The organism is Sphingobium trunci (assembly GCF_022664535.1).
In the GTDB taxonomy this organism is placed as follows: Bacteria; Pseudomonadota; Alphaproteobacteria; order Sphingomonadales; family Sphingomonadaceae; genus Sphingobium.
This window is the reverse complement of record NZ_JAKUJY010000025.1, coordinates 47,977-56,831: the sequence shown is the minus strand read 5'-3', so window position 1 is coordinate 56,831 and position 8,855 is coordinate 47,977. Positions and strand designations below refer to the sequence as shown.

General features: G+C 60.0%; 6 protein-coding genes. 3 read left to right on the top strand and 3 right to left on the bottom strand.

Features of this window, described 5'->3' with window-relative positions; all coding sequences use genetic code 11:
* Together MJ601_RS18065 and MJ601_RS18060 are read right to left on the bottom strand one after the other, a co-directional pair.
* Positions 1-1,044, bottom strand: a 1,044-nt coding sequence (locus MJ601_RS18065; protein ID WP_242128987.1) for an NADP-dependent oxidoreductase, incomplete at its 3' end; no start/stop codon positions are given.
* A 20-nt stretch (positions 1,045-1,064) separates the two neighbouring features.
* A complete protein-coding gene (locus tag MJ601_RS18060; RefSeq protein WP_242128985.1) occupies positions 1,065-2,243 on the bottom strand; it encodes an aromatic ring-hydroxylating oxygenase subunit alpha in 1,179 nt (392 codons plus the stop codon).
* Between the two features lie 210 nt (positions 2,244-2,453).
* Between MJ601_RS18060 and MJ601_RS18055 the strand changes: the two genes are divergently transcribed.
* The gene (locus tag MJ601_RS18055; protein WP_242128983.1) at positions 2,454-3,872 is read left to right on the top strand and encodes an aromatic ring-hydroxylating oxygenase subunit alpha; all 1,419 of its coding nucleotides are present in this window, start codon (positions 2,454-2,456) and stop codon (positions 3,870-3,872) included.
* 36 nt (positions 3,873-3,908) lie between these two features.
* On the opposite strand, the gene MJ601_RS18050 is transcribed toward MJ601_RS18055, so the two are convergent.
* Entirely contained in the window at positions 3,909-4,460 is a 552-nt protein-coding gene (locus tag MJ601_RS18050) for a nuclear transport factor 2 family protein (protein WP_242128981.1), read from the bottom strand.
* Positions 4,461-4,702: 242 nt separating this feature from the next.
* Here MJ601_RS18050 and MJ601_RS18045 point away from each other — a divergent pair, with 242 nt between their 5' ends.
* A complete protein-coding gene (locus MJ601_RS18045) occupies positions 4,703-7,159 on the top strand; it encodes a TonB-dependent receptor (protein WP_242128979.1) in 2,457 nt (818 codons plus the stop codon).
* Between the two features lie 349 nt (positions 7,160-7,508).
* Complete coding sequence (locus MJ601_RS18040) at positions 7,509-8,531, top strand: hypothetical protein (RefSeq protein WP_242128977.1); 1,023 nt, start codon at positions 7,509-7,511, stop codon at positions 8,529-8,531.
* Positions 8,532-8,855 lie beyond the last annotated feature (324 nt).

Below are 8,855 nucleotides of genomic sequence, written 5' to 3'. Positions count from 1 at the left end.
CGGTTCCAGATCCGCGAGCGTGGAAATATCGTCCTTCAGCCGCACGATGGTCTTGCCCCTGGTCTGGCCCGCCATCAGGCGGATGAAGGCGTCGGGCGTGCTTTCGATGCCGGTGGCGACATTTTCGGTCGCCTTGATCTGGCCGGACTTGATCCAGCCTGCCAAATTCGCTTCCGCTTCCTCCAGCATGTCGAGATGCTCATAGGCCAGGAAGCCGCGCATGGTGACGCGGTGAACCAGTATCTGCCAGAGATTGCGGAAGGCATGGACGTCCTTGCCCCGATTATAGTCGGCGACCATGCCGCACACGACGATGCGGCCGAAATCGGCCATCAGCGGCATCATTGTGTCCAGGATCCGGCCGCCGACATTGTCGAAATAGACGTCGGCGCCCTTGCCCAGACAGGCGTCGCGGATCGCGGCGGAAAGGTCCGGGGCGGTCTTGTAGTCGACGGCTGCGTCCATGCCGAGCAGGCCGGTCACTTCATCGACCTTGTCGGTGCTGGTGATGCCCACCGCGCGGCAGCCGCGCAGCTTCGCGATCTGGCCCGTCACGCTGCCCACGGCTCCCGCTGCCGCGCTCACCACCACGGTGTTCCCGGACTTCATCTCGCCGATGCGTTCCAGGCCGACATAGGCGGTGATCCCCGACCAGCCGAGCGCGCCCATATAAGCGGTGAGAGGCACGGCGGGGTCGATATGGACATTTTCCATCGCGAAATTGTCGGCGGGGATGACACTATGCTCCTCCCAGCCGATAAAACCGCGCGCATAGTCGCCGGGTTTGAAGCCGGGATTGCGGGACTCGATCACCCGGCCCAGCACCATGGTCGGGATCAGGCCGCCCAGCGGCACGGCGGGCAGATAGCTGTCCTCCTTCTCGTCCAGCATTCCGCGCACGGCCGGATCGATGGCGAAGACCAGATTCTCGGTCAGCACCTCGCCGTCCTTCAGCGGCGCGATATCCTGTTCGATCAGGGAGAAATTGTCCTGCACCGGCACGCCGGAGGGGCGTGACGCCAGCACGATGCGACGGTTCTTCATGGGTCAGGCCTTTGGCTGCATTAGAGGACGGGCGGTTCGGCACCCGGTTTGCCGGAAACCAGATGGTCGACATATTTATGGAAAAACTGATTGCCGCGCTCATTGCGGCCGAAGATGACGGACTTGATCGCGCCTGAGGCGAGGCCCTTCTGAACCTGAAGCCCGACGCCGTAATCCTCCTTGTCCACGACATCGCGCAGCCAGTTCATCATGTCCTCGATCGCTGCCGCGTCCGCTTCGTCGCGGGGCGGATCACGGCGGATGAAGAGCAGGTTGGTGGTGTTCTGATGCGGCGTCGGACCAGGGATCAGCTGCGCCACCTGGGTAATTTCCGGTGCGAAGAAGATGGACACATTGGGGAAGATGGTGCGGACGAAATCATAGCCGCTATTTTCGATCTGCCCCCAATTGTCGCGGGGCGCGGCGCTCAGCTTCTCCTTGATCGCCACCTGCGGATAGCCGACGCGCATGTGCGGCCCCAGCGCAGTGAAATGCATGATGTTGCTGAAGCTGCGCGGATGGATGGTTTCAGGATGGGCGGCCGCGAAATGATAGCCCTCCAGATAGCCGTCATAGGCGATCTTCCAATTGGGACCATAGATGCGGCGCGACCCGCAAAAATGCCATTTCTCAAGATTGTGGACGGCGAGGTCCTCCATCATCCCGCCCAGATGCCCTTCGATGTCGATCTCCATGCCCGGCGTCAGGCAGACCCAGACGATCCCCGCCGCCTCGACGCAGGGCAGAGCGGTCAGACCGCGATCTTCCTTGCAGATCGGGCCGAACTTGCCGGGATCGGCAACGCCGATCAGCTTGCCGTCATTGGCATAGGTCCAGGCATGATAGGGACAGGAAAAGCGCTTCTTGTTCCCATGGCCTTCGGGCTGGAGGATCATGCCACGATGGGCGCAGACATTCATCATCGCCGCCACGCCGCCGTCGCTCCTGCGGGTGACGAGGATCGGCTTGCCCATCAGCTCCATCGCCTTGAAGTCGCCGGGCTGCGGGATTTCCGCCGACAGCGCGGCGAGCAGCGGCAGCTTCAGGAAGATCGTCTCCATCTCCCGGTCGAAATAGCCGGTGTCGGTATAGGCGGAGGCGGGCACTTCCATGGTCGATTCGGCGCTGTCGGTTGTCCCGGTCTCGACAAACTCCAGCATTTTCGCCGCTTCTGCCCCAAGCGTCTCATAATAGCCCATGCGCAAACCTCTGCCTTTGTCCTTCTGCAAGCAGGCTATCGGCAAGCGGCGCCCTACGGAAACTCTCCATCGTCATAGGTCGGGTGATTTTCTGTGAATTTGGCTAGTTGCCCGGCCTCGTCCTCCTCTTCAGCCTGCTAGATCGAACGGTCGCCGGGGCGCGCGTCATGCGCTACCATGGGCGGCAAAACAGACGATCAGGAGCAAGTGATGGCTGAAAGTGATCCGCGCATTAAGGGCGAACCGTTGCCCCGTTGTCCGGGGATATCGGTGCACGACCTCATGGCGGCGGACAGCAACCCGGTGCCGGAATTTCTCTATCGCGACGAATATGAGAATCTGGGGTCGAAGCCGATCCCGACGTCACGCTACACCGACCCTGCCTTCTTCGAGCTGGAAAAGGAGAAGATGTGGCCGCGCACCTGGCAGTTCGCGGCCCGCGAGGAGGAAATGCCCGAGGCGGGAGACCATGTCGTCTACGACAATGCGGGTAAATCCTTCCTGCTGGTGCGGCAGGACGACGGGTCGATCAAGGGCTTCTACAATGTCTGCCTCCATCGCGGGCGGCAGCTCAAGACCGAGGCCGGCTGGTCTTCCGCGCTGCAATGTCCCTTCCATGGCTTTACCTGGAACAATGACGGCAGCATGAAGACCATTCCCTGCCGCTGGGACTTCTCGCACCTCAAGGATGAGGACATGGCCCTGCCGGAAGTGACGGTCGGGCGCTGGGGCGGCTATATCTTCCTGCGGGAAGCGCGGGACGGGCCAACCCTGGAAGAATTCCTCGCCCCCATGCCGGAGCATTTCAGGCGCTGGAAACATGAGGAATGCGCCACCGCCATCTGGGTCGGCAAGGTGTGCCACGCGAACTGGAAGGTGGTGATGGAGGCTTTCATGGAAAGCTGGCACACCGTCGTCACCCATCCGCAGTTGCTGCCGTTCACCGGTGACGCCAATTCGATGTACAATATCTACGGCGACTATGTGAACCTGACGGTGACGCCCTTCGGCACCATGTCGCCGCATCTCGACCCGCAAGGCAGGTCGCAGCAGTGGATCGTTGACGAATTCGTCAAATATAATGGCCGTTCTTCCGACAATTATGAGGGCGGGGACGCGCCGGAGGGCGGCTATAACGTCCGCGTTCCCGACGGCAAGACGGCGCGGGAAGCCTTGGGCGAAAGTCTGCGCGCCACCACGACCAAGATGTTCGGCCACGACGTCGGCTTCGCCTCCGATGCGGAGATGATGGACGCGATCCTCTACAATGTCTTTCCCAACTGGTCGCCCTGGGGCGGTTTCCAGCCCAATATCGTCTATCGCTGGCGCCCTTGGGGCGATGTCGACCATTGCCTGATGGAAGTGCGGATCATCACCCGCGTGCCACCGGGGCAGGAACCGCCGCGCGCGCCGAAGATGAAGTTCCTCGGCGTCGACCAGAAATGGACCGAGGCACCCGAACTGGGCATCTTGGGAGATGTGTTCGAACAGGATATGGCCAATCTGCCCTTCGTCCAGGTCGGCCTCAAATCGAGCAGGAACGGCAAGGTTGAACTGGCCAATTATCAGGAGATCCAGATCCGCCAGTTCCAGAACACGCTGATGAAATATATCGATGGCGAGCTCTAGGCGGGGATGGGGCGGAGCTCCACGCTCCGCCCCCTTTTATCCTTCCCGCCCGGAGGTTCCGGAGGCCCAGTCGCGCGTCTGGCTGAAATCCTCGCCCTTTCGCCCGGAAAGGTGAATCTGCACCTGCTCCTGCAGGATGCCGTCGGTCGCCGGGTCCTGCCGCGCCCAGTCGATCAGTTCCCGGCGGCGCTGGATCGCCCATTTGCCGTCCTTCAGCATATAATCGTCGATGTAGCGGCCCGCCATCATGAGATCCCCGGCCTCGCCGAGCTCGCCGCTCTCCCCGACCCGGTGCCAGGCGAAGAAATACACCTCGCCGGTCGCCGTGCCCGCATCGACATCGACGTCCAGGTCGACCTGCCCGACGAGATGCTGGCTCGCCTTCATCTGCGCCAGCAGCCCTTGCGCGAAATCGGTATAGGCTGTCGGCCCGCCGCGCAGAAGGCCGCAATCGGCATCGGCATCGGCGTGAAAGGCGGAAAGCTGAAGCGCCGGGTCGAGCCGGTCCTGTCCGCGCATATAGGCATGAATGGCCTTGAGAATCTCCCGGCGGGCGACCAGATCGCGCACCTCCCGTTCGATATCCATTGCTCCGTCTCCCAAGAATAGCGGATTTTATATTTCTTTACTGTCGGCTTTCCTGACCTTGGATACACTGCGAGAAATACCAGAAATAGCGTCGGCCGCTCCGCAAACGTCATGGACCTGCATCTTTTGACAGGGTGACGCTGCTCCCTTTCAAAGGCATAAAATTACGGACGCGAACAGAAAATCTGGCGCGCAGAAAACAGCAATTATGGCCAGCAGGCCGTTTTTCGGGTGAGGAAAACATGCAGAACAATGCCGTGAAGCGCGAGTTGTTGCAAAGCGCTGCCATTCTTGTCGCTATCCTTTCCGCCGCTCCGGCGCTGGCGCAGGATGCCGCGCCGCAGGAACCGCAAGCAACGGCGGGCGGGCTCCAGGATATCGTCGTCACCGCACGCAAAAGGGCGGAAAGCGTGCAGGATGTCCCCGTCGCCGTCACGGCCATCTCGTCTGAAATGGTGCAGCGCCAGGACCTGACCTCCATCGAGAAAATCGCCGCGCGCACGCCGAACCTGAATGTCGGCCGCGCCTCCAACGGCTCGGGCGCGCAGCTGACCCTGCGCGGCATTGGCTCTTCCTCGACCTCGATCGGCATCGAACAGTCTGTCGCAGTGGTCGTGGACGGCGTCTATTATGGCCAGGGCCGCATCATCAACGAGGGGTTTTTCGACCTCGGCCGGGTGGAGATATTGAAGGGTCCGCAGGCGCTGTTCTTCGGCAAGAATGCGACGGCGGGCGTGATCTCGCTGACCAGCGCCGACCCGACCGACAAGGTCGAGTTCAAGGCCCGCGCCGGCTATGAGTTCAAGGCCGAACAGGCGCAGCTCGAACTGGTCGGTTCCGGTCCCCTGACCGACACGCTGGGCATCCGCGTCGCCGTCCGTGCGTCCAAGATGTGGGGCGGCTATTATCGCAACGTCGCCAATCCGGTGACCTATACGACCTTCGATATCGCCGACAATTCGCTCGAGGGCCATGTCGCCACGCCCGCATCCAGCGAAGCGCCGGGCGAAAAGGAATTGCTGGGCCGCATCACGCTGAAGTGGGAGCCGACCGACCGGCTGACCGCCACCTTCAAGGCGTCCGGCGCCTATAACAAGGTCGATAACAGCAGCTGGAACTATGTCGCCTACAATTGTCCTTCGGGGTCGAGCCAGCTGAACGGTTACAGCTGCCAAAAGGACTTCATCACCCATCAGAACAATATTCCAACCGATATCGCAGCTAATTTCCCCTTCTCGGAGCCGGATGGGCAGCTTTACAATCGCTATAAAAGCTATGCGCTGACGGCCAATATCGGCTATAAACTGGATAATGTGACGCTGACATCGGTTACCAACTACAATTGGAACAACAATCGCTGGGCCTGCGCCTGCGACTTCCAGTCGAGCGCGGCGGGAACCTGGGCGACGGAAAATTCCACTTTCCACGCCTTTTCGTCCGAATTGCGTGCGCTCACGACCTTTGACGGGCCGATCAACCTGATGATCGGCGGCCTCTATCAGAAGACGAAGCGCAATTTCGACCAGTTCATCATGTTCGCCAATATCGAGGACAGCACCCAGTCAGCCGCCAACCGCTATCTGGCGACGACCAAGACCAGTTTCACCAATGGCGAGACGACGGCGATGTTCGGTCAGGTCACATGGAAGGTGATCCCCACCGTCGAACTGGCAGGTGGCGTGCGCTATACCCATGAAACCAAGGACAGCTATTTCACCCAGCCCTATAACAATGCGGCGGTGACGACGATCTTCCGCGCTCAGAACGATCCCGACGGCCTTGGCCAGATCTTCGCGAACCAGAGCTTCAACAACTGGTCCCCCGAAGCGTCGATCACCTGGAAACCGACGCGGGACATCCTGGTTTATGGCGCCTACAAGACGGCCTACAAGTCCGGCGGCTTTTCCAATGGCGGCATCAATTCCAAATTCTCGGCCGATCCGCTCTCCGACCTGACCTTCGATCCGGAACGGGCGCGGGGCTTTGAAGGCGGCATCAAGACGACCTTGGCCGACCGCCAGTTGCGCCTGAACCTGGGCGTCTACAGCTATAAATATAAGGATCTGCAGGTCGACTTCTTCAACTCGCCGATCTTCGCTTTCCAGACGCTCACCGCCGACGCGCGGACCAAGGGCGCGGAACTGGAGTTCGAATTTGCGCCCCGCGCGGTCGAGGGGCTGAACATCCATGGCTCGATCAACTATAACAAGGCGAACTACACCAATTTCCCGCAAGCGCCCTGCTATGCGGGGGAGAGCCAGGCCGAGGGCTGCAACATCGTTCTGGCCGGTGGGGGCGTGCGGCAGGATCTGAACGGCAAGCCGCTGTCCGTCGCGCCCAAATGGACCGGCACGCTGGGCGCCTCCTATGACCATGCGATCGGCAATGGCCTGATGTTCGGCCTCAATGCGGACGTCCGTTACAGTTCCTCCTATCTGGCGTCGGGCTTCGGCAATCCGGACTCGCGGCAAAGCAGATATGCAACGCTGGACGCAGGCATTCGCCTTGGTGCCGAGGATGAACGCTGGCAGGTCGCCGTGATCGGCAAGAACCTCACCAACCGCTTCTATGTGACCGGCGTGGTGGATGGTCCATCGACCGGCGGCGCGTCGGGCGGCGTCACCCCGGCCCATGCCGACCAGCTCGGCTTCGGCACGTTGCCGCGGACCGTCATGGTGCAGCTGTCGACGAAGTTCTAGAACATTTTCCGGGCCAGCGGCGGCATCATCTGCTGGCTCTGAAAATGCGGAAAGCCCAAGGCAAATGGAGCATCGTGCGCAAAAGTGGGAACCGGTTTTGCGCTTAAATGGATGCGAGGAGAAAAAACCAGAGCGCGCTTGCGTCCGGTTTAACGCAGCGCGCTCTAGGGCGCGTCGACAGGTTCCAGAGAGGCAGCTCTTTACCAATTTCCGCCGGAAGGCCGCCGTTCCGGACACGCCGACAAAGCTACCTTTGGTTGCAGCCGCGACGCGACCAATTTTCAATCACTTAATGAATTTGTAAGAGACCAGCAGCTAGCTGATAGGCATGCGCACTTGGGTATATCGTATGACCGCAGCCGGCAGCTTGATGCTTGCGAGTTGTACGCCCTTCCAGCCGCAGTCAACACAAAATTCTGGTGCGGGTACACTGGCTGCGCCGGTCGCTCCTGCTCCCGAGGACTTAATAGCGTTGCGAGCATATCTGCCTGGGAGTGAAGGGTCTGTTGTCGCACTGGGTTACTTCAATCATGCTGAGGAGCGTGATCCGTCTTGGGAAGCTGCGCGACGCAATTACGTTCAGCAAGAGTCTTCGCAAAAATGCCAGACTGGAAGCCCGAGTATCAGGCGGGACATCCGCTGGTTTCCCGCGACTGCTGTGAGCGGTGAGGCTTGTGCCGTAATTGTTTATACCGCAGCTTGCCAACCGACAAATCCGGAATTCGAGCGCAGGCTAAGTCTCGACATTAAGAATTTGCTTGCCAGCGATCCCTATGAACCGATGGAGCGTTCCTGCGGTGAGAAGAGCAGGGCGAAGGTCCATTTCACAAAATGGACTCAGGAAATGGAAGACATGCGAGACGCGGCGAGGATCAGGGAAATGGTCTCAGCCGCCGCTAGATGCAAAGCAACGGATGACAATATTGCTTCACCAATCACCATCTACCCCGATACACTCATTTCTGTACGAACCCGCATAAACAAGGCCCTCCTTGGGCAGCTCGAAGACCGTCTTCGCGGATCGCCCTACATTACCGAAACAGAGTCGGCGTTAACGATCTTAGCATACCGGGACTATAAACAGGATCCCACAATCGCTCGATCGTCGAAGGTTAAGAGAAACGGACGCAACGTTTTTATCACGGAGACTTTCGGGCGTGGACATAACGCCAGCGGCTATTGTGTTCAACTCACCGCAGTCCAAGGCAAACAGCGTTGGTCCCGCTCGATCTGGCGGTCCACATTCCTTCCCAGAAACGGCTATGGAATGCTGGATCAGATGGGTTTGTCAAAAGACCCGGAGCACTACTGGGAGCCTTTCACAGATGCTCGGCAACTGGCGTTCGCGCTTGGTGAGGATATTGGATTTTAGGCTACGACGGAACGTTACACCCGACTTTCGCTAAATGAACTATTGCGGAGTGTGGAAACGTCCGCTTCCCCACTTTCCGGCCATTCACCGCGCAAAAATACCTCGCGATAGCGGTCGATCATTCATGTCCGAATTTGTCCATGCGGCCCAGGAGCGTTTTCGAAGCAGATGGCGTCGCCTGCTGGCTCGGATCATGCTCCATTGTGCAGACCGGAACCGCCGGTGGCGGCGCGCGCCGATGCGGAACTGCGACAATGGTCTGGCGCCGGTGGAGAAGATCATCGTGACATCCATCACCAGCGCGGGCCGGAAAGCGGAGCCGCT